Source organism: Streptomyces sp. NPDC004031, assembly GCF_053604375.1.
On the sequence record NZ_JBSGHL010000006.1, the window covers coordinates 132,905 to 158,020 of the forward strand.

The 25,116-nt window shown below is 73.5% G+C and carries 18 protein-coding genes; 4 read left to right on the top strand and 14 right to left on the bottom strand.

Annotated features, from left to right (window positions below; all coding sequences use genetic code 11):
* Positions 1–101 precede the first annotated feature (101 nt).
* The 7 genes from ACWERV_RS05615 to rsmI all read right to left on the bottom strand — a co-directional run bounded on the left by ACWERV_RS05615 (position 102) and on the right by rsmI (position 8,015).
* On the bottom strand, positions 102–1,919 hold the full coding sequence (locus ACWERV_RS05615) for an ABC-F family ATP-binding cassette domain-containing protein (RefSeq protein ID WP_452929164.1): 1,818 nt from the start codon (positions 1,917–1,919) through the stop codon (positions 102–104).
* Positions 1,920–2,245: 326 nt separating this feature from the next.
* A complete protein-coding gene (locus tag ACWERV_RS05620) occupies positions 2,246–3,166 on the bottom strand; it encodes a 4-(cytidine 5'-diphospho)-2-C-methyl-D-erythritol kinase (protein WP_452929167.1) in 921 nt (306 codons plus the stop codon).
* 7 nt (positions 3,167–3,173) lie between these two features.
* Positions 3,174–4,028, bottom strand: a complete 855-nt coding sequence (rsmA, locus tag ACWERV_RS05625) for a 16S rRNA (adenine(1518)-N(6)/adenine(1519)-N(6))-dimethyltransferase RsmA (RefSeq protein WP_452929169.1) — start codon at positions 4,026–4,028, stop codon at positions 3,174–3,176.
* A gap of 48 nt (positions 4,029–4,076) precedes the next feature.
* A complete protein-coding gene (locus ACWERV_RS05630) occupies positions 4,077–5,231 on the bottom strand; it encodes a ubiquitin-like domain-containing protein (RefSeq protein ID WP_452929172.1) in 1,155 nt (384 codons plus the stop codon).
* Between the two features lie 172 nt (positions 5,232–5,403).
* Positions 5,404–6,288, bottom strand: a complete 885-nt coding sequence (locus tag ACWERV_RS05635; RefSeq protein ID WP_452929175.1) for a TatD family hydrolase — start codon at positions 6,286–6,288, stop codon at positions 5,404–5,406.
* Positions 6,289–6,335: 47 nt separating this feature from the next.
* Positions 6,336–6,677 (bottom strand): hypothetical protein, encoded by a 342-nt coding sequence (locus ACWERV_RS05640; protein WP_452929178.1) that lies wholly within the window; start codon positions 6,675–6,677, stop codon positions 6,336–6,338.
* A gap of 474 nt (positions 6,678–7,151) precedes the next feature.
* On the bottom strand, positions 7,152–8,015 hold the full coding sequence (rsmI, locus tag ACWERV_RS05645; RefSeq protein ID WP_452929180.1) for a 16S rRNA (cytidine(1402)-2'-O)-methyltransferase: 864 nt from the start codon (positions 8,013–8,015) through the stop codon (positions 7,152–7,154).
* Between the two features lie 181 nt (positions 8,016–8,196).
* Here rsmI and ACWERV_RS05650 point away from each other — a divergent pair, with 181 nt between their 5' ends.
* The 3 genes from ACWERV_RS05650 (at position 8,197) to ACWERV_RS05660 (ending at position 12,433) form a co-directional block, all read left to right on the top strand.
* Positions 8,197–9,918 (top strand): dolichyl-phosphate-mannose--protein mannosyltransferase, encoded by a 1,722-nt coding sequence (locus ACWERV_RS05650; RefSeq protein WP_398177638.1) that lies wholly within the window; start codon positions 8,197–8,199, stop codon positions 9,916–9,918.
* Positions 9,919–10,099: 181 nt separating this feature from the next.
* Positions 10,100–11,731, top strand: coding sequence for a penicillin-binding transpeptidase domain-containing protein (locus ACWERV_RS05655; protein WP_452929183.1), 1,632 nt, complete (start codon positions 10,100–10,102; stop codon positions 11,729–11,731).
* Positions 11,732–11,983: 252 nt separating this feature from the next.
* Positions 11,984–12,433, top strand: coding sequence for a MarR family winged helix-turn-helix transcriptional regulator (locus ACWERV_RS05660; RefSeq protein ID WP_452929315.1), 450 nt, complete (start codon positions 11,984–11,986; stop codon positions 12,431–12,433).
* Between the two features lie 24 nt (positions 12,434–12,457).
* Here ACWERV_RS05660 and ACWERV_RS05665 read toward each other — a convergent pair whose 3' ends face one another.
* The 7 genes from ACWERV_RS05665 to ACWERV_RS05695 all read right to left on the bottom strand — a co-directional run bounded on the left by ACWERV_RS05665 (position 12,458) and on the right by ACWERV_RS05695 (position 21,352).
* Positions 12,458–13,573 (bottom strand): NAD(P)/FAD-dependent oxidoreductase, encoded by a 1,116-nt coding sequence (locus ACWERV_RS05665; protein ID WP_452929186.1) that lies wholly within the window; start codon positions 13,571–13,573, stop codon positions 12,458–12,460.
* A 204-nt stretch (positions 13,574–13,777) separates the two neighbouring features.
* A complete protein-coding gene (locus tag ACWERV_RS05670) occupies positions 13,778–14,002 on the bottom strand; it encodes a hypothetical protein (protein ID WP_452929188.1) in 225 nt (74 codons plus the stop codon).
* 246 nt (positions 14,003–14,248) lie between these two features.
* Positions 14,249–15,055, bottom strand: a complete 807-nt coding sequence (locus ACWERV_RS05675) for an SDR family NAD(P)-dependent oxidoreductase (RefSeq protein WP_452929191.1) — start codon at positions 15,053–15,055, stop codon at positions 14,249–14,251.
* 4 nt (positions 15,056–15,059) lie between these two features.
* Positions 15,060–16,235 carry a serine hydrolase domain-containing protein gene (locus tag ACWERV_RS05680; RefSeq protein ID WP_452929194.1) on the bottom strand — a complete coding sequence of 392 codons (1,176 nt, stop codon included), beginning with the start codon at positions 16,233–16,235 and terminating at the stop codon, positions 15,060–15,062.
* A gap of 257 nt (positions 16,236–16,492) precedes the next feature.
* A complete protein-coding gene (locus ACWERV_RS05685) occupies positions 16,493–18,289 on the bottom strand; it encodes a glycoside hydrolase family 6 protein (RefSeq protein WP_452929197.1) in 1,797 nt (598 codons plus the stop codon).
* A 515-nt stretch (positions 18,290–18,804) separates the two neighbouring features.
* Positions 18,805–20,496: an FAD-binding dehydrogenase gene (locus ACWERV_RS05690; protein WP_452929199.1), complete on the bottom strand. Its 1,692-nt coding sequence runs from the start codon at positions 20,494–20,496 to the stop codon at positions 18,805–18,807.
* A 301-nt stretch (positions 20,497–20,797) separates the two neighbouring features.
* A complete protein-coding gene (locus ACWERV_RS05695) occupies positions 20,798–21,352 on the bottom strand; it encodes a GNAT family N-acetyltransferase (RefSeq protein WP_452929201.1) in 555 nt (184 codons plus the stop codon).
* A 168-nt stretch (positions 21,353–21,520) separates the two neighbouring features.
* On the opposite strand from ACWERV_RS05695, the gene ACWERV_RS05700 reads away from it, so the two are divergent.
* Positions 21,521–25,081 carry a S41 family peptidase gene (locus tag ACWERV_RS05700; protein ID WP_452929318.1) on the top strand — a complete coding sequence of 1,187 codons (3,561 nt, stop codon included), beginning with the start codon at positions 21,521–21,523 and terminating at the stop codon, positions 25,079–25,081.
* Positions 25,082–25,116: the final 35 nt, after the last annotated feature.

The following is a 25,116-nucleotide window of genomic DNA, read 5'->3' on the forward strand; positions in this document are numbered from 1 at the left end:
TACCGGGCCGCTACACGTTCTCCGCGAGACCGCCCGCACCCCCGCCCGCACCCCCTCGCGCACCACCCCCGGGACGGCCTCGGGGACGGCCCCCGCGGCCTCTACTGCCCGGCCTCGTCGGCCAGTTCGAGCCAGCGCATCTCCAGGTCCTCGCGCTCCTCGCGCAGCGCCCGCAGCTCCGCGTCGATCTCCGCGACCTTCGCGAAGTCGGTGGCGTGCTCGGCGATCCGCGCGTGCAGCGCCTTCTCCTTCTCCGCGGCCTTGTCCAACTGCCGCTCGATGCGCTGGAGTTCCTTCTTCGCCGCCCGGGTGTCACCGGTCGGCCGGTCCTTGGGCTGCTGCTGCTGCCTGGCCCGGTCGGGCGCGGCCGGGGCCGCCGCCTCCTCCATCGCGCGCCGCCGCTCCAGGTACTCGTCCACCCCGCGCGGCAGCATCCGCAGCGTCTGGTCGCCCAGCAGCGCGAGCACCTTGTCGGTGGTGCGCTCCAGGAAGTACCGGTCGTGGCTGATGACGACCATCGAGCCGGGCCAGCCGTCGAGCAGGTCCTCCAGCTGCGTCAGCGTCTCGATGTCGAGGTCGTTGGTCGGCTCGTCGAGGAAGAGGACGTTCGGCTCGTCCATGAGCAGCCGCAGCAGTTGCAGCCGGCGCCGCTCGCCGCCGGACAGGTCGCCGACCGGCGTCCACTGCTTCTCCTTGGTGAAGCCGAACCGCTCGCACAGCTGACCGGCCGTCATCTCCCGGCCCTTGCCCAGGTCGACCCGGCCGCGTACCGCCTCCACCGCCTGGAGCACGCGCACCTGCGGGTCCAGCTCGGCGACCTCCTGCGACAGGTACGCCAGCCGCACGGTCTTGCCGACCACGACCCGGCCCGCGGCCGGCTGCTGCTCGCCGTCGCTGGCCTTCGCGTCCGCGAGCGCCCGCAGCAGCGACGTCTTGCCCGCGCCGTTGACCCCCACCAGGCCGACCCGGTCGCCCGGACCCAGCTGCCACGTCACATGGCGCAGCAGCTGCTTGGGACCCGCCGTGACGGTCACGTCCTCCAGGTCGAAGACCGTCTTGCCCAGCCGGGAGTTGGCGAAGCGCATCAGCTCCGCCGTGTCGCGGGGCGGCGGCACGTCCTCGATCAGGGCGTTCGCCGCCTCCACCCGGAACCGCGGCTTCGACGTGCGCGCCGGCGCGCCCCGGCGCAGCCACGCCAGCTCCTTGCGGACCAGGTTCTGCCGCTTGGTCTCCTCCGTCGCCGCGATGCGCTCGCGCTCGGCGCGCGCGAAGACGTAGTCGCTGTAGCCGCCCTCGTACTCGTAGACGGTGCCGCGCTGCACGTCCCACATCCGGCCGCACACCTGGTCCAGGAACCAGCGGTCGTGCGTCACGACCACCAGCGCGGAACGGCGGACCCGCAGATGGGCCGCGAGCCACGCGATGCCCTCGACGTCCAGGTGGTTGGTCGGCTCGTCCAGCACGATCAGGTCCTGCTCGTCGATGAGCAGCTTCGCGAGCGCGATACGGCGCCGCTCACCGCCCGACAGCGGGCCGATCACGGTGTCCAGCCCCGCCGGGAAGCCCGGCAGGTCCAGCCCGCCGAACAGTCCCGTGAGCACGTCGCGGATCCGGGCGTCGCCCGCCCACTCGTGGTCCGCCCGGTCCCCCACGACCTCGTGCCGCACGGTCGCCGCCGGATCCAGGCTGTCGTGCTGCGTCAGCACGCCGAGCCGCAGGCCCCCCTGGTGCGTCACCCGCCCCGAGTCCGGCTCCTCCAGCCGGGCGAGCATCCGCACGAGCGTCGTCTTGCCGTCGCCGTTACGCCCGACGACCCCGATCCGGTCGCCCTCCGACACCCCCAGCGAGACGCTGTCCAGCAGGGTACGCGTGCCGTATGTCTTGCCGACGGCTTCCACGTTGACCAGGTTGACGGCCACTTCTCGCTCTCCCAGCGCAGTACGAACCACTCCCCTCCACCCTAGGTGACCCCGCGGTCCCCCCGCCCCGCCGCCTGCCGCGGGCGCCGCGGCCGGTACGCCCCGGGCTGCCTCTTGCGGTGGAGCCGCGACCTGGCGGTAGTGGCGGGCTGAGCACGCAGTTCCCCGCGCCCCCACGTCTGTCACCCGGCGCGCCAAGTGCCTGCCCCCGGCGGAGCGAAAGAGGACGAGCGTTTTCAGGGGCGCGGGGAACTGCGCGACAAGCCGCCCACCCACCGCCAGGCCGCGGCTCCACCGCAAGCGGCAGCCCGGGGCACGGGCCCCGGTCAGAGGATCGTCGCCCCCGGGGCGGGCGCGGGCGCGGCGTAGGCGCGGCCCGGGAGGGCGGCGGCGAGGGCGTCGGCCGCGGCGGCGGAGGGCGCGAGGAAGGCGCAGGTCGGGCCGGAGCCGGAGACGAGCGCGGCGAGGGCGCCCCCGTCGAGCCCGGCGGCGAGCGTCGCGGCCAGCTCCGGCCGCAGGCCGACCGCCGCCGCCTGGAGGTCGTTCGTGAGCACCGCGGCGAGCCGCTCCGCGTCCCCCGCGGCGAGCGCGGCGACCAGCTCGGGGTCGGCGGCGGGCTCGGGGAGATCCGCCGCGAGGTCGCCGCCTCCCCCGGCCCGCCGCAGGCGGTCGCACTCGCGGTACACCTCGGGCGTGGAGAGCCCGCCCTCGGCGACGGCGAAGACCCAGTGGAAGCCGCCGCCGACCGCCAGCGGTGTGAGCCGCTCGCCGCGGCCGAGGCCGAGCGCGGCCCCGCCGACGAGGCTGAAGGGCACGTCGCTGCCCAGTTCGGCGCACAGGTCGAGGAGTTCCTCGCGGGTCGCCCCGGTCCCCCACAGCGCGTCGCAGGCGACGAGCGCGCCCGCGGCGTCCGCGGAGCCGCCCGCCATGCCGCCGGCGACGGGGACGGCCTTGTCGATGTGCAGGTGGACGTCCGGTTCGATGCCGTACCGCTTGGCGAGCGCGACCGCCGCGCGCGCGGCGAGGTTCGTCCCGTCGAGCGGTACGCGGTCGACGTCCCGGCCTTCCGCGGTGAGCCGCAGCCCTTCCGCGGGTGCGGCGGTGACGTGGTCGTACAGTCCGACCGCGAGGAAGACGTTGGCCAGGTCGTGGAAGCCGTCGGGGCGCCGGCCGCCGACGGTGAGCTGGACGTTGACCTTGGCGGGCACGCGGACGGTGACGGCGGACACGGGCGGGTCGCTCCTCATGGTGGCGTTACGGCTTGTGCTCGGCGATGGCGGCGAATTCCTCGACGGTGAGCGCCTCGCCGCGGGCCTGCGGCGACACCCCGGCGGCCAGCAGCGCGGCCTCCGCGGCGGCCGCGGAGCCGGCCCATCCGGCGAGCGCGGCGCGCAGCGTCTTGCGGCGCTGCGCGAAGGCCGCGTCAACTGCGGCGAAGACGTCCCTGCGGCTCGCGGTGGTCCGCGGCGGATCGCGCCGGACGAGCGAGACGAGCCCGGAGTCGACGTTGGGCGCGGGCCAGAAGACGTTGCGGCCGATGGCACCGGCCCGCTTGACGTCGGCGTACCAGCAGGCCTTGACCGACGGCACCCCGTACACCTTGCTGCCGGGCCGGGCGGCGAGCCGGTCGGCGACCTCGGACTGCACCATGACGAGCGTGCGCTCGATCGTCGGGAAGGTCGCGAGCATGTGCAGCAGCACGGGCACGGCGACGTTGTACGGCAGATTGGCGACGAGCGCGGTGGGCGGCGGACCGGGCAGTTCGGTGACGGTCATGGCGTCGGCGTGCACCAGGGCGAAACGGTCCGCCCGCGCCGGCATCCGCGCGGCCACGGTCGCGGGCAGCGCGGCGGCGAGGACGTCGTCGATCTCGATCGCCGTCACCCGGTCCGCGGCCTCCAGCAGCGCCAGGGTGAGCGAGCCGAGCCCGGGACCGACCTCGACGACGGTGTCGTCCGGCTTCACCTCGGCGGTGCGGACGATCCGCCGCACCGTGTTCGCGTCGATGACGAAGTTCTGCCCGCGCTGCTTGGTCGGCCTGACGCCCAGCGCCGCGGCCAGTTCCCGTACGTCCGCGGGCCCCAGCAGACCGTCGTCCTCACTCGTCACCCGCCCAAGGCTAATGCCCCCGGCGGGCGCCCCCCGCCCGGCGCGGGCTCAGCGGCGCAGCCGCGCCCCGCAGACGGGCCAGGGCGCGGTGCCGCGGGCGGCGTACAGCAGCCGGGCGCGCAGCGTCTGCTCGGCGGCGGGCGCGTCCTGCGGAAGGCCCCGGCCGCCCATGCTGCGCCAGGTCCGCACGTCGAACTGGTAGAGGCCGCCGTAGCGCCCGGAGGGGTCCACGGCGTGCGGCCGCCCGCCGGACTCGCACGCGGCGAGCGCGGCCCAGTTCAGCCCGGCGCCCGCGGCGCCTGCCGTCGGGGCAGGTGCCGCGGGCGCTGACACTTGGGGAGCACGCGCGGGCCGCCGTACCGGCCCGGTACCGACCCGGACCAGCTCGGTGACCGGCTGCCGGACCACCCGGCTGCCCAGCAGGCGCGGCGCCCCCGGCACACCGTCCACGGTGCGCACGGCGTACGACAGCTCGCGCACCCCGGCCCGCCCGCGCCGCGCCACCCGGCTCGTCCCGCGTGGCAGCCCCGGATCGGCCCGCCGCACGGTGCGGTACGGCACCGGCTCGCGGCGCACCGTGGCGGAGTCGCGGATCCGCCGCACGGTGAAGGTGCCGCCGTCGTCCGGGAAGACGTCCGGCGCGGGCACCAGCGCGTCCCCGGCGGCCAGCAGCACCCCGGCGTCGGCGACGGCCCCGCGCGCGGTCACGGCGTGCGTACGCACCAGGTGCGCCCGGCCGTCGGCCACGACGGTCACCCGGCGCAGCGTGCGCACGTCCAGCGCGAGCCCGCGGCGGCCGATCGACGCGCCGCGCGAGGCGTCCAGCAGCGCACCGTCGGCCCGTACACCCAGCTGCCGCAGGGCGGCCGAGACGGTCGTGGCGGTGGTCCACACCTGGCGCCGCCGCCCGTCGAGCGTGAGGGTCAGCGGGCGCCCGTACCGTACGGCCACGGCGTCGCCGTCGTGCAGCGGGTGGCCGGGGGCGGGCGCGATCAGGTCGTGCGCGCCGACCGCGATGCCCTGCTCACGCAGCACCCCGGCGACGTCGGACGCGGACGTCCGCACCGTCCGCGCCGTCCCGTCGACGCTCAGCCGGACGGTCGCGGCGCCGGCCACGCCGGCTCCCGTGCCACCGGCGAGCATCGCCACGACGAGTGCCTGCGGGACGAGCCTGCGCGCGTTTCCGGCTAGGTGAATGCTCACGACGCCGGACCTTAAGGCCTAAAAGCCACATAAACGGTTCATTCACCCGTATGCCGCAGGCACCGCGTGTTGCGGCCGTCCGGTACGCGTCCGGTACGCATCCGGTACGCGCCCGGGGTCCCTGCCCGGGTCCGCGCCCGGGTCCGCGCCCGAGTCCGCCCGGCGGGCGCCGTCAGCGCGGGTAGCCGAAGGCTCGGGCGGTGTTGGCGGCGACCGCGGCCGCCAGCACGTCCTCGTCGTCACCGCGGGCCGCGGCCATCGCGCGCAGCGTCAGCGGGATGAGGTAGGGCGCGTTGGGCTGCCCGCGGTGCGGCACCGGCGGCAGGAACGGCGCGTCCGTCTCGACCAGCAGCAGCTCGCGCGGCGCCACGGCCACCGCGTCCCGCAGGTTCTGCGCGGACTTGTAGCTGACCGTCCCGGCGAAGGACATGTAGTAGCCGTGCTCGGCGCACACCTTCGCCATCTCCGCGTCCCCGGAGTAGCAGTGGAAGACCACCCGCTCGGGCGCGCCCTCCTCCGCCAGGACGCGCAGCACGTCCGCGTGCGCGTCCCGGTCGTGGATGACCAGCGCCTTGCCGCGGCGCTTGGCGATCTCGATGTGCCGGCGGAAGGAGTGCTGCTGGTCGGCCACGCCCTCCTGTCCGGTGCGGAAGTAGTCCAGGCCCGTCTCGCCCACGCCGAGGACCTGCGGCAGCGCGGCCAGCGCGTCGATCGCGTCGATCTCCGCGTCCAGCCCGGCCCGCCCGCCCTCCTCCGGCCGCGCCACGACCCGCGGTGCCTCGTTCGGATGCAGCGCCACCGACGCCCAGATGCGTTCCCAGGCCGCCGCCGTCTCGGCCGCCCAGCGCGACCCCGGCAGATCGCACCCCACCTGCACCAGCGTGTCCACACCCACCGCCGCGGCCTGCGCCACCGCCTCGGCGACCGTGCCGGACTGCATGTCGAGATGCGTGTGCGAATCGGCCACCGCCACCCGCAGCGGCGCGGGCGCCGGCGGAGGTGTGCGGTCCCGGTCCCGGTCCCGGTCCTTGCCGGCCCTGCTGCTCCTGTCTGCCATACCCGTGATCCTAGGGACGGGCTACGACAGCCGGGCAGCGCGGGCGGTCAGGCCGTCTCACGGTGGCGGTGCAGGAAGTGCAGGGCGGACCAGTGGTGCGGGCGGTGCTCCCGGGCCAGGTGCCACGGCTCGACGGCCTCCACACCGGCGACCCGCCCCGAGCGCATGATCCGCACGTGCTCCCCGCCGCAGTTCCCGCACGCCGGGCTGGTGAGCGGCGACGGCACAGAGGTGCCGTCGGCGAGGTATGTCACGTGCTCACGGCCGAAGGCGTCCACATGGTGCTCGATCTCGTACGCCTGCTCCCAGCCGTACCCGCAGTTCAGGCACGCGAACGAGTACGCTTCCCGCACCCGCGGCTGCGCGCCGCTCCCGACTGTGCCGCTCATCACCCACTCCTCCACTCACCGCCCTCCGGGCCGGCCCACCCGCCCGCCTCCCCTTCCAGCGAACCTCGCCCCCGAACCCACAGCAACCCGGCCCCCGGCGGGCGTCTCGCGCTGCGGCGCGGGCCCGCGTTTTCCGCGGGCCACCCCGGCGGGGGGCGGCGCGTGCGATGTGGGGCACGGTGTCTCGGGGACGCGCCTGCCGCGCGGGGCACTCGTTTTTAGGGGCGCGGGGAACTGCGCGACAAGCCCCCACCGGGGCGCGGGTAGTCAACCGGCCCGAAGGGGCAGTTGCTGTCGTTTCCGGACCACCGGCCGGTGGTGGGCTGAGCGCGCAGTTCCCCGCGCCCCTGAAAACGGCTGCCCCGCGGCGCAGCCGCAGCCTCCACAACGGGTGCCCCGCGCGGCAGCGCGCAGCCCAGGGCGCCCGCCCAGCGCAAGAGCACCCCCGAGCGGCGAGCTCAAGAAGCGGCAAGCTCAGGAAGCAGCGTGCTTCGCAGCCACCACCGCGTCGAAGACGTCCCGCTTCGGAACCCCCACCTCCGCGGCCACGGCCGCAATCGCGGGCTTGCGGCCCTCCCCCGCCGCCTCCCGCGCGGCGACGAGCCGCGCCAGCTCCTCCGGTCCGAGGTCCGCGGGCGCCGCGGCCGGCGCGCCCTCGACCACGACCGTGATCTCCCCGCGTACCCCGTCCTGCGCGGCCCAGCGGGCGAGCTCGGCGAGCGGCCCGCGCCGCACCTCCTCGTACGTCTTGGTGAGCTCGCGGCAGACCGCCGCGCGCCGCTCGGCGCCGAAGACCTCGGCCATCGCGGCGAGGGTGTCGTCGATGCGGTGCGTCGCCTCGAAGTAGACGAGCGTCCGGCGGTCCGCGGCGACCTCACGGAGCCGGGCGAGGCGTTCACCGGCCTTGCGGGGCAGGAAGCCCTCGAAGCAGAAGCGGTCGACGGGCAGCCCGGAGACGGCGAGCGCGGTGAGGACGGCGGAGGGCCCGGGGACGGCGGTGACGGTGATGCCGTGCTCGACGCACGCGGCGACGAGCCGGTAGCCGGGGTCGGAGACGGACGGCATGCCGGCGTCCGTGACGAGCACCACCCGCGCCCCGCCGGCCAGCGCCTCGACCAGTTCGGGGGTGCGCCCGGCCTCGTTGCCCTCGAAGTAGGAGACGATCCGCCCGGTGGGCTCGATGCCGAGCGCCGCGGTGAGCCGGCGCAGCCGCCGGGTGTCCTCGGCGGCGATCACGTCGGCGCCGGCCAGCTCCGTGCCGAGCCGGGGCGGCGCGTCGGCGGGGTCGCCGATGGGGGTTCCGGCCAGTACGAGGACGCCTGCGGCTTGCGTGGTCACCGTCCCAGTCTCGCACCGCCCGCGGCGGCCCCCGGCCCGTACCGCGGACGTACTGGGGCCGTACCGCGGCCGTACGGCGGGGCGGCGGGGCCCGGAGCGGCCCCGGGTTTGCGGACAAACAGGGGCGCCGGGCGCCGACCCTCATCACATTTTCAGAGGCGTTCCCTACGATGGGCCGGTGATGAGTGAGACCGCGACGCAGGACCGGGCCACCGAGGATGTTCCGGCCGAGGCGCAGCCGAGCCCGTGGGCTCAGCGGCTGCGCAGGTTCGGGTATGCGGAGCGGCCGCGTACGGACACCCGGGAGCGGCTGGTGCCGCCCTTCCCGGAGCCGGGGACCCGGTTCTGGCAGATGCTGGGCCTGGCCCCGGCGCGGGCCCGGCTGGTGGCGAAGGCCAACGGCTGGCTCGGGCCGATCCTGGTGGCGGTGCTCGCGGGCGGCCTGCGCTTCTGGCACCTGGGCACCCCGCGCGAGGTCGTCTTCGACGAGACGTACTACGCCAAGGACTCCTGGTCGCTGCTCAAGCTCGGCTACGAGGGCACCTGGCCGGACGCCAAGATCGCCAACACCGACATCCTGGCGCACCCGCAGACGATCCCGCTGTCGGACTCGCCCGGCTACGTCGTCCACCCGCCGGCCGGCAAGTGGGTGATCGCGCTCGGCGAGTGGATGTTCGGCATGAACCCCTTCGGCTGGCGCTTCATGATGGCGCTGCTCGGCACCCTGTCGGTGCTGATGCTGTGCCGGATCGGCCGCCGCCTGTTCCGCTCCACCGCGCTGGGCTGCCTGGCCGGGCTGCTGATGGCGGTGGACGGGCTGCACTTCGTGATGAGCCGGATCGCGCTGCTCGACCTGGTGATCATGTTCTTCGCGCTCGCGGCGTTCGGCTGCCTGCTGGTCGACCGCGACTGGTCGCGGGCCCGGCTGGCGCGCGCGCTGCCGGTCGACGAGGAGGGCTGGGCGGGCCCGGACCGGCAGGTCGGCGGGCGCAAGGGCATGGGCTGGCGGCCGTGGCGGATCGCCGCGGCGGTGTGCCTGGGCCTGGCGGCGGCGAGCAAGTGGAACGGCCTGTACTTCCTGGCCTTCTTCGCGCTGCTCACGCTCGCCTGGGACATCGGCTCGCGCCGCCTGGCCGGTGCCCGCAACCCCTGGCTGGCGGTGCTGCGCAAGGACTTCGGCTGGTCGGTGCTGACGATGTTCCCGGTCGCGGTGCTGACGTACCTGGCGACCTGGACCGGCTGGTTCATGTCCGACAGCGCCTACAACCGGCACTGGGCCGACCACCGCGGCGGCACCTGGTCGTGGATCCCGGCACCTCTGCGCAGCCTGTGGCACTACGAGTACGAGGTCTACCAGTTCAACGTCACGCTGCACACGCCGCACCCGTACCAGTCCAACCCGTGGAGCTGGCTGGTGCTGGGGCGGCCGGTGTCGTACTACTTCGAGTCGCCGAAGTACGGCGAGCAGGGCTGCCACGCGACGGGCGGCTGCTCGAAGGAGATCCTGGCGCTGGGCACCCCGCTGCTGTGGTGGTCGGCGTGCTTCGCGCTGCTCTACCTGCTCTACCGCTGGGTGATGCGCCGCGACTGGCGCGCGGGCGCGATCCTGTGCGCGGCGGGCGCGGGCCTGCTGCCGTGGCTGCACTACCAGGACCGGACGATCTTCTACTTCTACGCGGTGTCGTTCGTCCCCTACCTGTGCCTGGCGGTCGCGATGATGGTGGGCGCCTTCCTCGGCCCGCCCGGCTCCTCGGAGAGCCGCCGGATGTGGGGCGCGGTGGGCGCGGGCACCCTGGTGCTGCTCATCATCTGGAACTTCATCTACTTCTTCCCGATCTACACAGGTATGACCATCCCGTATACCGGCTGGCAGTCCAGGATGTGGTTCGACTCCTGGGTGTGACGGGCGGTTCCGGCGGCGCGGCCGCCGGAACAGATCGGGGACGAAGCCGTGTTGCATTCGAGACCTGTCCCGTCACACCCGTCCCGTAAAGTGCGCGGGGAACGCGATCATTTGAACGCGTTCAGGGGTGGGGACAGGGGGACTCGGGATGCCGTTGGCACCTGGAGCGAAGATCGGGATCGTGGGAACGGTCCTGGTCGTCATGCTGAGCGTCGCGGGATACGGCGCGTACAACATCTACAGCGGCCTGAACGACAACGGGGGCGGCGGGAGCGGCAACAAGGACCGCACGGTCGCGGACACCGCCGCGCCGGTCGCGGCCGGGGACATCACCAAGACGGCCGCGGCCTTTCTCGCCGCATGGTCGGCGGGTGACGTGAAGAAGGCCGCGGTCCTCACGGACTCGCTGCAGACGTCGACGGCGGCGATGACGTCGCTGATCCAGGACGCGAAGGTCAGCAAGGTCACCGCGACCCCGCAGCCGCTGAACGGGACGACCGTGCCCTTCACGGTGAAGGCGACCGTCACATACGCGAACCTGCCGCCGAAGGAGTGGGACTACAGCTCCCAATTGACCGTCGATCGCAACCTGAGCGGCGAGCCGGTCGTGAAGTGGACGCCCGATCTGCTGGTGCCCGGCGTCCAGGCGAACCAATCGATAATCACCGGCCAGGCGACCTCGCCGCAGCTGGACTTGGTGGACCGCCACGGCAAGGTCATGACGGCCGACAAGTACCCGGGCCTGACCGACGTCTTCACCGACCTGCGCAAGCGCTACAGCGGCTCGGGCGGCACACCGGGCATCGAGACGTACATCGCCGACGCCCACCAGGACACCGTCAAGACCCTGCTGGTGGTCAAGCCCGGCAAGAACGCCCGGCTGAAGACCACGCTGGACGCCACGCTCCAGGCCGCGGCGGAGAAGGCGGTCACCTCCGCGACACAGGCGGGCGTCACCGCCCTCGACACCAGGACCGGCGCGATCCTGGCAATGGCCAGCAACCCGCCCGGCGGCGTGAACTACGCGCTGGCCCTCAAGGCCCCCGGGTCCACCTTCAAGATCGTCACGGCCACCGCGCTGATGCTGGCCCCGCATTCGAGCGCCTACCCGAACGGGATCGGCCCGAGCTCGCCCTCCCGGTGCGTCAAGGGCGACAACTTCGCCAGCGGCAAGCCCTACAGCAATGTCACCCGGAACAACGAGGGCGCCAACCTGGCCTGGGACTTCGCCCAGTCCTGCAACACCGGCTTCATCCGGCTCGCCGCGAACCTCGACCAGCCCGACGGTCTCGCCCAGGTCGGCAAGAAGTATTTCGGCCTCGACGGTAAATCCCTGCCCTGGTTCGTCGGCACCGGCACCCCCGACGGCAGCATCCCGGGCGGCACGGGCGACGAGTTCACCTCGGAGATGATCGGCCAGGGGCAGGTGCTGATGTCCACCCTGAACATGGCGTCGGTCTCCGCCACCGTGGTCAACGGGAAGTTCCTGCAGCCGACGATCCTCCAGGACAAGAGCCTGATCGAGAACCGCACCACCATCCCCACCACCCGGCTGCCCGGCTACGTGCAGCAGGGGCTGAAGCAGATGATGAAGGAGACCGCCGACCACGGCACGGCGGCGGGCCTGCTGCACGGCGTCGCCAGTCCGTACGGCGCCAAGACCGGCTCGGCGGAGGAGAACGAGGGCCAGGCCGACGGCTGGTTCACCGCCTACGCCGGACATGTCGCCGCCGCCGGCGTCGTCCTGGGCGGCGGCCACGGCAACGCCTCGGCGGGACCGATCGTCGCGAGCGTGCTCAAAGCCGCCGCCTGACCGCTCCCGGCCGCCCGACAGGCCGCGCTCCCGCCGGACCACCGCCCGCGGTCCGGCGGGACCCGCCATCCCCCTCCTGGGGCGGGGCCCGCCGGCCGCGGCAACGGACGGGCAGGCGCACGCGTACGCACGCCGCCCGTCCCGACCCCCCGTCGTCTGCGCCCACACTAGGCGGAGGGTCTGACAACGCCCCGCCGCGGCGGCCGCGGCCGAAGTACCCTGAACGCCATGGGCAGGGACGACGGCGGGCACATGAGCATCGCGACCGCGCTGGTGCGCGCCGCCTTCCTCGTCAACGCCGTCTACGCCGAGACGGCCCGGGAGTACGGCATCACCAGCCAGCAGGGCCAGTTGCTGTGCGTGCTGATGCCGCAGCCGCGCGGGATGGCCGACCTCGGGGAGACGCTGGGCCTGGCCAAGTCGAGCCTGACCGGTCTGGTCGACCGCACCGCCCAGCGCGGCCTGGTGCGCCGCGAACCCGACCCGGAGGACGGGCGGGCGGTACGCGTCGCCCTCACCGGCGAGGGCACGACGCTGGTCGACGCCTTCTACGCCGAGACGTGCCGCCGCGTCGAACTCCTCCCCCAGGGCCTGCCGCCCGCCGACCGCGACACCATGGCCGCGCTGCTGGGCCGCGTCGTGACGGACAACCAGGTGCCGGTGGTCTTCCTCGACCACGAGGCGGCGGCCTCGCACCGCTGACGGCAGCAGCCCCGGCGGTGCGCCTCAGGCGGTGCCGAACAGCTCGGCGAAGCGCCCGGTGAACAGGTCGGCACCCTTGTACGCGGCGACCGCCGAGGCGGGCAGCAGCGTGGGCGGGGTGCCGGGCTCCTCGGCGGGCACCTGCCCGACCCCGCCGTCCGGCCCGAGCGGCAGCAGCACCGACGGCACCGGGGAGGGCGTGTACGTCGCGGCGGGCCGCTCACCGCGCACCTGTGCGGCGACGTTCGCCGCCACGACCGCGGCGTGCTTCATCGCGTAGCCCGCCATCTTGGCCTCGGCCAGGTCGGTGAGGTCACCGAGCGCGTACAGCCGCTCATGGCCGCGCACCTGGAGGGTGGCGGTCACCCGCACCTGCCCGTGCTCGCTCAGCGCGTCTGCGTCCAGACTGCCGGCGAGGTAGCCGCCGTTCACCCGCACCCCGTGGCAGCGGAACCAGATGTCCGCCTCGACCGTGTCCCCCGCGGTGGTCGCCACCGTGAACGCCCCCGCCCGCCCGGCGGGCGTCGGCGGCTGCGCGGCGAGCGCGGCGCCGAGCCGCAGTTCCACGCCCAGGGCGGCGAGCTGGCGGTGCAGCTCGGCGCGCAGTTCGGGCGCGAAGGCCGGCATGATCTCGTCGGCCGGGTCGAGCAGGGTGACGCGCTTGCCGGGCCACACCGCGGCGATCTCCCCCGCCAGCTCCAGCCCGACCGGCCCCGCGCCGGTGATCAGCACACGCCCGGCCGCCGACAGCTCCTTGTGCGCCGCCCGCAGCCGGTCCAGCGCCTCGGCGGAGACGTCGCTGTCGCTCTTCGCCGGGAACGGGTAGTCCGACCCGGTGGCCAGCACGACGTAGTCCGCGGCGATCCGTTCGCCACCGGCGAGGGTGACGCCGCGAGCATCGCTATCGATAGCCGCCACGCGATCCCTCACCACCCGCCCGCGCGCCAGCAGCCCGTCGTACGGAAAGAAGATGTTTCCGGCCCACTCCGGCTTCACCAGCGCCCGGAGCGAACCGGCCGCGTGCACGAACGCGTCCCTCGGCTCGACCAGGACGACGTCCACCCCGTCCTCCGCGTCCAGTGCCTTGGCGACACTGGACCCGCCGTACCCGCCGCCGACGACCACCACGGTGCTGCTCATGTTCCGTACCCCATAATCGATAGGCGATCTTCATTCGTAGCACGAACGATATTAGTTCGTACTACGAATGACAACCGTACAAGGCCGCTGCCTCTTCCCGGATCCGCGAAACAATCGCGGTCAGATGTCCGCGCGCGAGGACCGGCCGCCCGTCCAACGCGCGCACCTGGCGCGGGTCACCGCGAGGTCAGCGCCCCCGAGTGGTCATGCGCCGGTCCCGGCACCGGCGGGCACGTACCTGAGGTCGCACGCGGTCAACGACGCCGGCGCCGTACGCAGCCACACCGTGCCGTGGCCGGCCGGGTCGCCGTACAGGTGGCGGACGAGCATGCGCCGCCCGCGCGGCACGTCGAAGGGCACCCGTTCGGCCCGCCCGCGGACGACGGCCTGCCGCACGGGACCGGTCGCGATGCTGCGCACGTCCACCACGAGGGCGATCCGCAGGTCCGCCGCGCCCCGGCCTCGTCCCGCCGCAGGAACCACCCCGGCCGCACGGTCGGCCCGCCGGTCGCCACCCGGGCAGTGAGCTGCGCGCGGAGAACAAGGTCGACGTCGAAGGGCGGAGTCGTCACGCCGGCATCCTCGGCGGCCCGGCAGTGCCCGCACCACCCGGACCTTCGCCCTACACCGCTGTCCCTACACCTGCGGCCCGGCCCCGCGGGACTCCCCCGGCGGCTACGGCGCGTCGCCCGCCTCGGCGGCCCCGACAGCCGCCGTGAAGCCGGGGTTGCTGATGAGGATGCCGCCGTCGACCGGCAGCGTCACGCCGGTGATCCAGGCCGCGTCCGACGAGGCGAGGAAAGTGACCGCGCCCGCGATGTCCGCGGGTTCGCCGACCCTGCCCAGCGGGTAGAGGGCCGCCGCGGCGTCGACCGCCGACTCGCGGCCCGCCCAGGCCGGGGTGCGCACGGTGCCCGGCGCGACGAGGTTGACGCGCACCCCGCGGGGCGCGGACTGCACCGCCAGCGTGCGGGTCAGCGACATCAGCCCCGCCTTGGCGGCGCTGTAGGAGTGGTTGCCGAAGTAGGCGAGGCCGTTGACCGAGCCGATGTTGACCACCGCGCCGCGCCGGCCGGGCGCCGCGGCCAGGTGCGGCAGCGCCGCGCGGGTGCAGCGCATCGCGCCGACGAGCGTGATGTCGAGGTCGAGCCGCCAGTCCTCGTCGTCCTCGTCCTCGAAGGCACCCGGGTGCTCGGCGCATCGATAGGCGTTGTTGACGAGCACGTCCAGCGTCCCGAAGGCGTCGACCGCGCGGGCCACCGCCGCGTCCACGGCCTCGCGGTCGGCCACGTCGCAGCCACAGGCCTCGGCCCTGCCGCCCGCCGCGCGGACGGCGGCCGCGGTCGCCTCGGCGGCCTCCGCGTCGATGTCGGCGATCAGCACCCCCGCGCCCTCGGCGGCGAACCGCCGCGCCGTGGCCTCCCCGATGCCGCGCGCACCGCCTGTGACGATCACACCGTACGACTCGAAGCGTCCGCCCATGCGGTCAGCGTATGCACTCCCTGAGCGCCCTGACCAGAGCCTGTGCGCGGGGGTCGGCGGTGACGTTGCGCTGCATGCCGTTGGTGACGTAGCCGAAGCCCGTGCCGGTGTCCGGGTCGGCGAAGGCCAGGCTGCCGCCGCGGCCCGGGTGGCCGAAGGAGCCGGGGCCGAGCAGGGGGGCGGCCGGGCCGTGCAGCATGTAGCCGAGCCCGAAGAGGGTGTTGACGACCAGCACCCGGTCGGGCCCCTCCGATTCCGGGGTCCTCGCCGCCGTCACCGTCGCGGGCGCGAACAGCCGGGGCCCGCCGTCCACCTCGCCCACCAGCGCCGCGTAGAAGCGGGCGAGCGACCGGGCGGTGGCGATGCCGCCGGAGGCGGCGAGTTCCCCGGCGCGGTAGGCCGGGTCGTTCTCGTCCGGCAGCGGCGTGATCGCGGCGAAGGCCCGCCGGGTGAGCGAGCCGGCGTCGGCGTACGCGTCGTGCACGGACCGCTTGGGCCGGCTGCGCAGCACCCCGGACACGGCCGGTTCGGGTGCCGCGATGTCGGCGATCGTGCCGACCTGGCCCGTCCGGTCGTCCGGCAGTCCTATCCACAGGTCCAGACCCAGCGGCCGCGCTATCTCCTCGGCGGTGAAGCGGCCGATCGTCCGCCCCGAGGCGCGCAGCACCAGCTCGCCGGCGAGCCAGCTGAAGGTCTGCGCGTGGTAGCCGTGTTCCCTGCCGGGTGCGAAGAGCGGCTGCTGGGCGGCCACCGCGCGCGGCCCCGACGTCCCGTCGAGCGCCTGCTGCGGGGTCAGCGGCTCGTCCAGCGCGGGCACCGCGGCGCGGTGCGCCAGCACGTCCCGCACCGTCACCCGCTCCTTGCCGCGCGCCTTGAACTCCGGCCAGTAGGCGCCCACGGGCGCGTCCAGGTCGAGCTGGCCGCGCTGGTGGAGCAGCAGCAGGCAGGCCGCGGCCACGCCCTTGGTCGCCGACCGCACCGTCTGCGCCGTCTCCTCGCGCCACGGCGCGCCGCCCTCCGGGGAGGCCGTGCCGCCCCACAGGTCGACGACGCGGCGCCCGTGCCGGTAGACCGAGACCGCCGCCCCGCGGTCGCCGCGCCGGGCGAAATTGCCCGCGAAGGCGGCGCGTACCGGCTCGTAGCCGGGCTCGACCACCCCGTGCACCTCGATGCCGTCCATCGGCCGCCTCCTCTCCGCCGGGCCCTCCGCCGCCGGTGGGGCGGCTTGTCCGCTGCTGCTGTCGCGTCCCCTCCATGGTGCACGAGGGGTACGACAACCGGCCGCGGGGGGGAAGCGGGGAGGGGCCGGAGGCACGGCGGTCAGGTCGTGCCCAACAACGGCGGCGGGCCCGTACCGGGACCGCGGTCCGGGTCTGGTGACCCGGAGGCGGCCCCGTTACGGGCCCGGTGGGGGGATCCGCTATCGGCTGCTGTCGCTTACGAGAGCGGCGGGTATGCGTTGGCGATCAGCTGGTGGAACTGGGCCGAGAACCAGTGGCCCGCCAGCGGGGAGTTCGGCAGCGCACCCGTCGGGTTGTTGCCGTTGCGCGCGTTGCCACCGTAGGTCGGGTCGCACATCTGGTCGAAGCCCTTGCCCTCGTCGTTGCTGATGGCAGAGCTCGCGCCGTCGGACTCACCCGGCGGCTTGACCCACACGTAGGCGTCGATGTTGCTCGCGGGAGCGGCCGTCGGCCGCGCTCCGATGCCCGCACCGGACTGGTTGCACCAGTTGCCGGCGTGGATGCGGCGGTCGATGCGGCCACCGTCGACGTAGGTGTCCACGCTGGTCGTCGCGCCCGGACCGGTGGGACGGGCGGTGCCGCCCCAGCCGTTGCGGCCGGTGTCGATCAGCATGCCGATGCTGGACGGGAAGCCGTCGGAGATCAGCTGGTTGCGCAGGCCGAGCGCGTACGACTGCTCGTCCACGTAGTTGTTCCAGTCGACCCACTTCGACTGACGCACGGTGGTGCCGTTGACGTTGTCCGTCACCTTGAAGTTGGGCTCCACGGTGGCGCTGTAGTTCGCCGTGTTGGTGATGAAGCCCTGGACGTCGGCCAGGCTGGCGCCGTTGCTCGTCGCGACCTTGTAGAACTCCTGGGCGGACGGGGCGAGGTTGCTGTCCCAGCCCAGCCAGGCGTGGTGGCCGGCGTCGATGTAGTTGTAGGTGTTGCCGAGGGCGCCCAGCTTCGACAGGGCGTAGCTGACGCCCTTCTCGTAGTTGCCGTTCGCCTTCATGGTCGCGCAGGCGTCCGTCGAACCGGCGGTGCCGCCCGCGTTGGTGACGAGGTTCGGCAGCGAGTCGGGCTCGATGATGTTGACGATGCGCAGGTTCGAGTACGCGGCGTTGCCCTCGATCGCGGTGATCGGGTCGATGTAGTCGGTCTGGTACTTGCCGATGTCCGTCGGGCCGAGCTCACCGTTGGAGGCGAGCGCGGCGCAGTCGCGGCCCGGCAGGTCGTAGATCACGAGCTCGATCGTGAGCGGCTGGCCGGCGGCCTGCTGGACGGCCGCGTCCAGGTGCGCCTTCAGACCCATGCCGCCGTTGACGCCGTTGATCGCGGCGATCCGGTCGAGCCACACCGCGGTCGACTGCTTGGCGATGGCCTGGCCGCCGTCCCCGGCCGCAAGGGCGGACCACTCCGAGTTGACGTAGCCCTTGGCCCCGACGTAGGGGTTGTCCACCTTCTGACCGGGCGGAGGCGTGGTCGGCGGGGTGGTGGGCGGCGTGGTCGGCGGGGTCGTCGGCGGCGTGGTCGGCGGGGTGGTGGGAGGCGTGGTGCCGCCCGTCGAACCGCCGTTGGTGCCACCGGTGCCACCACAGGTGACGCCGTTCAGGGTGAACGAGCTCGGCTTGGCATTGGTACCGCTGTAGGTGCCCTGGAAGCCGAAGTTCGTCGTCCCGCCGGTCGCGATCGCCCCGTTGTACGACAGGCTCGCGGCGCTGACGGCCGCACCCGACTGGGTGATGGTGGCGTTCCAGCCGGAGGTGACCTTCTGGTTGCCGGCGAAGGTCCAGCCGAGATTCCAGCTGGTCACCGCGGGGCCGGTGTTGGTGACGGTCACCGACGCGGTGAAGCCGCTGCCCCAGTCGTTGAGGCTGTAGTCGACCGAGCAACCGGCCGTGGCGGCCGAAGCGGACGGCGCGTTCAGGGCGGCGGCGATACCGCCGGAGGCAATGACCATCAGACCCGCGGCAATGGCCGCGGTTCTGCGTCGGACAATCGGGACTGCCATGTGCGAACAACCTCCATAGGGGGGATGGGCCTTTCGAAACGGCTTCGAGAGGCCATGGGAGGTGGTGCGGTGGTTCTTGTTTCGGTTACACACTCTTAACGTGGGAGCGCTCCCATAGTGCGGAGCCCTCCTGCTCCTGTCAATGCTTGAAGCACGACAAGGCGCCGCCGTCCGACCCCAGTTGCCCGCCGGAGCCCGTGTCCGCGCAGGTCACGCGGGTCAGCGCCGCGCCGTACCCGACGCCGTACGCGCCCCGGCACCCGCCGCGCGTCCCGCCGCGTTCGCGGCCCGAAGGACCGTCAGGTGACGGGCAGGCGCGGCAATGTGCCGACCGTCCCGTCTGCGCGGCACATCTGCGCGCAGGGACGCTTGCGGCGGACACCAGGTGTCGGACTCCGCGGCGAGGGGTACGGGGACGGGTACGCCGCCGTGACGGCGCCGTACGCGCCGTCGTACACGCCGGGGTACGTGCCGGGTCACGCGCGGGAAGCGCGCGCGGCGGACGGGAGCCGCCGCTACGCCGTGGCCGCGGCAGCCGCCCTGCCCGCAGCACGCCCGGAGAAGATGCACCCGCCCAGGAACGTCCCCTCCAGCGACCGGTAGCCGTGCACCCCGCCGCCCCCGAACCCGGCGGCCTCACCGGCCGCGTACAGCCCGCCCAGCGGCTCGCCGCGCCCGCCCGCGCCCCCTCCGGTTCCGGACGCGTCCGGCCGGGCGAGAACGCGCCCTTCGAGGTCCGTCTCCAGCCCGCCGAGCGACTTCCTGGTCAGGATGTTCAGCCGCACCGCGATCAGCGGCCCCGCCTTCGGATCCAGCAGCCGGTGCGGGGAAGCGGTACGGATCAGCTTGTCGCCGATGTAGTTGCGCGCCCCGCGAATGGCCGTGACCTGGAGGTCCTTGGTGTAGGTGTTGGCGATTTCCCGGTCCCGGGCCTCGATCTCGCGGCGCAGCGCGTCCTCGTCCACCAGGTCCTCGCCGGTGAGGGCGTTCATGCCGCGCACCAAGGCGCCGAGTTCGCGCTCGACCACGAAGTCCGCGCCGTTGCGCTTGAAGGCCTCCACCGGTCCGGGCGCACCGGGTAGCACCCGCTTCAGCACGTCGCGCACACTGCGCCCGGTGAGATCCGGGTTCTGCTCCGAGCCCGACAGCGCGAATTCCTTCTCGATAATCTTCTGCGTGAGGACGAACCACGTGTATTCATGACCGGTCCGCATGATGTGCTCAAGCGTCCCGAGCGTGTCGAACCCGGGGAAGTACGGCACGGGAAGCCGCTTCCCCGTCGCGTCCAGCCACAGCGACGAGGGCCCCGGCAGGATACGGATGCCGTGCCGGGCCCAGATCGGGTTCCAGTTCTCGATGCCTTCGGTGTAATGCCACATGCGGTCGCCGTTGACGAGCGACCCGCCCGCGGCGCCCGTGATGCCCAGCATCAGGCCGTCCACGTGCGCCGGCACCCCCGACAGCAGCTTCTTCGGCGGCGTGCCGAGCCGCTCCGGCCAGGCCGCGCGCACCAGGTCGTGGTTGCCGCCGATCCCTCCGCTCGTGACGACGACGGCCTGCGCCCTGAGCGCGAAATCCCGCGCGACCTCGCGCGAACTCGCCGTACCGCGCTCCGCGTCGCTCGGCACCAGCACCTCACCGGTCACCCCGTCGACGGCGCCGTCCGTGGTCGTCAGCCCCGTCACCCGGTGCCGGAAGCGCAACTCCACCCGGCCGCGCGCCACAGCCTCGCGCACCCGCCGCTCGAACGGCTCCACCACACCCGGGCCCGTACCCCACGTGATGTGGAAACGCGGCACCGAATTCCCCGGCCCGGTGGCCAGGAAACCACCGCGCTCGGCCCACCCGACGACGGGAAAGATGCGCAGCCCCTGCCCGTGCAGCCACGCCCGCTTCTCACCGGCGGCGAAATCGACGTACGCCTCGGCCCACTGGCGCGGCCAGTGGTCCTCGGGGCGGTCGAAGCCGGCCGTGCCGAACCAATCCTGGAGCGCCAGCTCTCTGCTGTCACGGATGCGCATACGGCGCTGCTCGGGCGAGTCCACGAAGAACAGGCCGCCGAACGACCAGAACGCCTGGCCCCCGATCGACGCTTCCGGCTCCTGGTCGACCAGGATCACCTTCCGCCCCGCGTCGGCCAGCTCGGCGGTGGCCACCAGCCCCGCCAGACCCGCGCCCACCACTACGACGTCCGCGTCCAGCGCCATCCGCCCGCCTCCTGCTCCACGCGTCCACTGCCACCGACCTACTCGGCGGTAATGCACGTTACGCGAGCGGCCCCCGCCCGGTCAGCACCCCGGCAGGCCCGGACGGCTCATCCGATGTTCCGCCGATCCGACTCTCGATAGGCGACGATCACCCACCGCTCCTCGATTCCCACCCGACATCACGGACCCGGCGGCACCGCGACCTCACCCGCGCGTCCCTGTCGCCCCGAGCAGAAGGCTGGGGCGATGTCATCGACGGGCGATGGCCCATGGTCGAGAGGCGATGGCGAATGGTCGCGGTTCATCGGATGTCCGCCCGCCATCTGACCTCACCGTCATGCCGCTCGTCGGTGGCCGCCAGCCCGATCGCTGCGGCCACCGCCGCGGACGCCGCGTGCTCCGGATGAACGTGCGCGACGACCGTCGTCACCTCTTTCGCACGCAGCCAGGTCAGCAGACCGCGCGCCGCCTCCTTCGCGACGCCCTGCCCCTGCCAGGGCGCACCCACCACCCAGGCGACCTCGGCCCGCGTGCCGGTGACGGTCGCCTGCACCGTCCCGGTCAGACGGTCGGCCGAATCGAGCCGCACCACCCAGTTGCACCAGGCGACATCCGCGTCCCCGGAACCCCCCACCAGCCGCTCGTACCGCACCTGCAATCGATCAACGCTCAGCGGTACTCCCCCGATGAATTCGTGCAGCCGCGGGTCCGCCAGCACCTCGGCCATCTCCTCCGCGTGATGCGCCGCCAGCGGCAGCAGTGTGAGCCGCTCCGTAGCGATGGTCTCCGCTTCCACGCCTGCCTCCCCACGTCCTGCCGGCCATCGGGCGGGTCGCCCGTCCGACCACCGCACCATCGGATCATCCGGTACACGTCCATCGGACCGTACCCCGGCGGTCGCCCGGCGCGATGACGCACTCCGGGGGCGCACCGGGGTGAAAAGTTGCTGCCCGCGAAGCAGCCCCGAACCATAGATGAGGTGAGCGACGGCGCGTACCTACGGTTTCCGCATCTGCACGGCGACATGCTCTGCTTCGTCGCGGAGGACGACATCTGGGTCGCCCCGCTCGGCCCGCCGGGCGGCTCCCCCGGCCGCGCCTGGCGGGTGACCGCCGACCGCACCCGGGTCGGCCCGCCGCGCCTGTCGCCAGACGGATCGATGATCGCTTTCACCACCTGGCGCAGCCTGGACCCCGAGGTGCATCTGGTGCCGTCCGACGGCGGCACCTCGCGGCGGCTCACCTACTGGGGCAGCACCGACACGCGCGTCTGCTCCTGGACCCCGGACGGCCACATCCTCGCGGTGTCGTCGCACGGCCAGGCCTTCTCCTACTTCACCTGGGCGCACAGTGTGCCGGTGGAGGGCGGCCCAGGCGGCCCGCTGCCCTGGGGCCCGGTCTCGGACATCGCCGTCCACGACGAGCCCGCCGCCGAAGGCGGCGGCACCGAGCGCCGCACCCTGCTGCTCACCGGTACACCGCCACACGAGCCGCACGCCTGGAAGCGCTACCGCGGCGGGGCGACGGGCAGACTGTGGCTGCACGGCGAGCGTCTGGTGCCGGACATCGACGGGCACCTCGCCTCCCCCATGTTCGTCGGCGGCCGTATCGCCTTCCTCTCGGACCACGAGGGCATCGGCAACCTGTACTCCTGCCTCCCCGACGGCACCGGCCTGCGCCGCCACACCGACCACGCCGACTTCTACGCCCGCAACGCCGCCACCGACGGCAACCGCGTCGTCTACCAGTGCGCCGGCGCGCTGTGGCTGGTGGACGACCTCGCGGAAGACGCCGAACCGCGCCGCCTGGACGTCCGCCTCGGCGGCGCCCGCAGCGGCCGTCGCCCGTACCATGTGCCCGCCGCCTCGAACATCCACGGCCTGGCCGTCGACGGCCTGGGCCGCGCCAGTGCGGTGTGCGTCCGCGGCAGCCTGTACTGGCTCACCCACCGCGACGGCCCGGCCCGCACCGTCGCCGACACCGCCGGCGCGCGCGTCCGGCTACCGGAGATGCTCGGCGACACCGGTCTGGTCGGCTACGTGACGGATGCCGAGGGAGAGGACGGCATCGAACTGGCCCCGCTCCCCGGCCGGGCCTCCCGCGCGCTCAGCCGCGGCCCCGAGTCGGCCGCCGACGTGGCCGCCGCGCTCACCGCGCCTGAGCCCGTCGGCACTGCGCCTGACACCGTTCCGGTGGCGGGCGCGTCGGCGCGCGCGGGGGTAGGCGACGAGCGTTCAGCGAAAGACGATGACCGCCCATCGCCCATCGATAGCCACACGGTCAGAACGGGCTCCACACGAGTGGCGTACGTCGACGGTGTTCTCGCACCTGTCGGCGGCGCCAGCGGCTCCGAGGGCGCCCCACCCCCACCACCGGTGAACGATCCCAACGCCCCCACCCGCCTGGCGGTGGGCCGCCTCGGCCGTGTCCTGGAGCTGGTGTCGACCCCGGACGGCGGGACTCTCGCGGTCGCCTCGAACGACGGACGCCTGCTCCTGGTGGCCACCGGCGCCGGCGAGGGCCCGTCCGACTACGACGACATCGGCAGCGACCTCGACGACGTGCCCCGGCACCCGGCCGGAACGGTCACCGAACTCATCCGCTCCACCAACGGCCCGGTCCGTGACATCGCCTTCTCCCCCGACTCGGCCTGGCTGACGTGGTCGCACCCCGGCGTCGGCCGCTCACTGCGTTCGGTGAAGATCGCCCGACTGTCCGACAGCACGATCATCGATGTCACCAACGGCCGTTTCGAGGACGAGCAGCCGGTCTTCACCCGCGACGGCCGCTACCTCGCGTTCCTCTCCTGGCGGGGCTTCGACCCGGTGTACGACGTCCACACCGGCGACCTGTCCTTCCCCCTGGGCTGCCGCCCTTACCTCGTCCCGCTCAACTCGGCGACACCGTCGCCCTTCGCACTGCCCATCGACGGCGGTCCGGTCGGCAGCGGCCTCGACCCCGGCGAGAGCGGCGGCGACAGTGACGGCCCCGTCGTCGTCGAGGCCGAGGGACTGCCTGACCGGGTGACGCCCTTTCCCGTACCGGCGTCCAAGTACTCCTCGCTCGAACCGGTGCAAGGTGGCTTGGTCTGGCTGCGCTGGCCGATCTCCGGCGCCCTGGGCGAGACCTTCGTCAACCCGACCGACCCCTCCGCGCGCCCCACGCTGGAGTTCTACAGCCTCGGGAAGTCCAAGAAGACCGAGCTGGTCCGGCACATGGACTGGTACGCCGTCAGCGGCGACGGCCGCCGCCTGGCCGTCTACGACGAGGGCGAACTGGCGGTCCTGCCCGCCAACGAGCGCGGTGACGACGACACCACCGTCTACGTCGACATGCGCCGCATCCTGCACGAGGTCGAACCCGCCGCGGAATGGCGGCAGTCCTACGCCGAGGCGGGCCGCCTGATCCGCGACTACTTCTGGACACCGGACATGTGCGGCGTGGACTGGCCCGGCGTCCTCGACCAGTACCGGCCGCTGGTGGACCGGGTGGCCACGCCCGACGAGTTCGCCGACCTGCTGCGCGAGGTCCTCGGCGAGCTGGGCACGTCCCACGCGTACGTCGCCGCCGCCCGCCGCAACGAGGGCCCGCCGCACTACCAGCGGCCCATCGGCCTGCTCGGCGCCGACTTCCAGCACAACAAGGACGGCACATGGACGGTCGTGCGCATCCTGCCGGGCGAGTCGTCGGACTCCAAGGCGCGCTCCCCGCTCGCGGGCACCGGCATCCGCGAGGGAGCCGTCCTCACCCATGTCGACGGCCGCCCGGTGGACCCGCTGTCGGGCCCCTTCCCGCTGCTGGCCGGTGCGGGCGGCACCACGGTGGAGCTGACGTTCCGCCCGCCCGGCGGCGGCCCGCCGCGTCGCGTCGCCATCGTCCCGCTAATCGATGATCGACCATTGCGCTACCAGCACTGGGTCGCCCGGCGCCGCAAGGTCGTACGCCGCCTCAGCGGCGGCCGGTGCGGCTACCTGCACATCCCCGACCTGGGCGGCTCCGGGTGGGCGCAGTTCAACCGCGACCTGCGCAAGGAGGTCGCCTACGACGCGCTGATCGTCGACGTCCGCGGCAACGCCGGCGGGAACATCAGCGAGCTGGTCATCGAGAAACTCACCCGCACCGTGCTGGGCTGGGACATCACCCGCAACGCCCAGCCCGTCTCGTACACCGGCAACGCCCCTCGCGGTCCGATCGTGGCCGTCGCGGACGAGGCGACGTCCTCCGACGGCGACATGATCACCGCCGCGTTCAAACTGCTCGGCCTCGGCCCGGTGGTGGGCCTGCGCACCTGGGGCGGGGTCGTCGGGATGACCGGCCGCCACCGGCTCGGCGACGGCACCGTCATCACCGTTCCGATGAACGCCGCATGGTTCGACGCGTACGGATGGTCCATCGAGAATCAAGGGGTGGCCCCCGACATCGAGAGTCTGCGGACCCCGCTGGACTGGGCGGAAGGGCGGCACGGCCAGCTCGATGTCGCCGTCCGCACCGCGCTGACGCTGCTCTCCCAGCATCCCGCCGCCAACCCGCCGGACCTCTCCGACCGCCCCGACCGTTCCCGCCCCCCGCTGCCCCCGCGCAGCTGAAGGAGCGCCCTCGCACCCTGACACCTGCCAGGAGC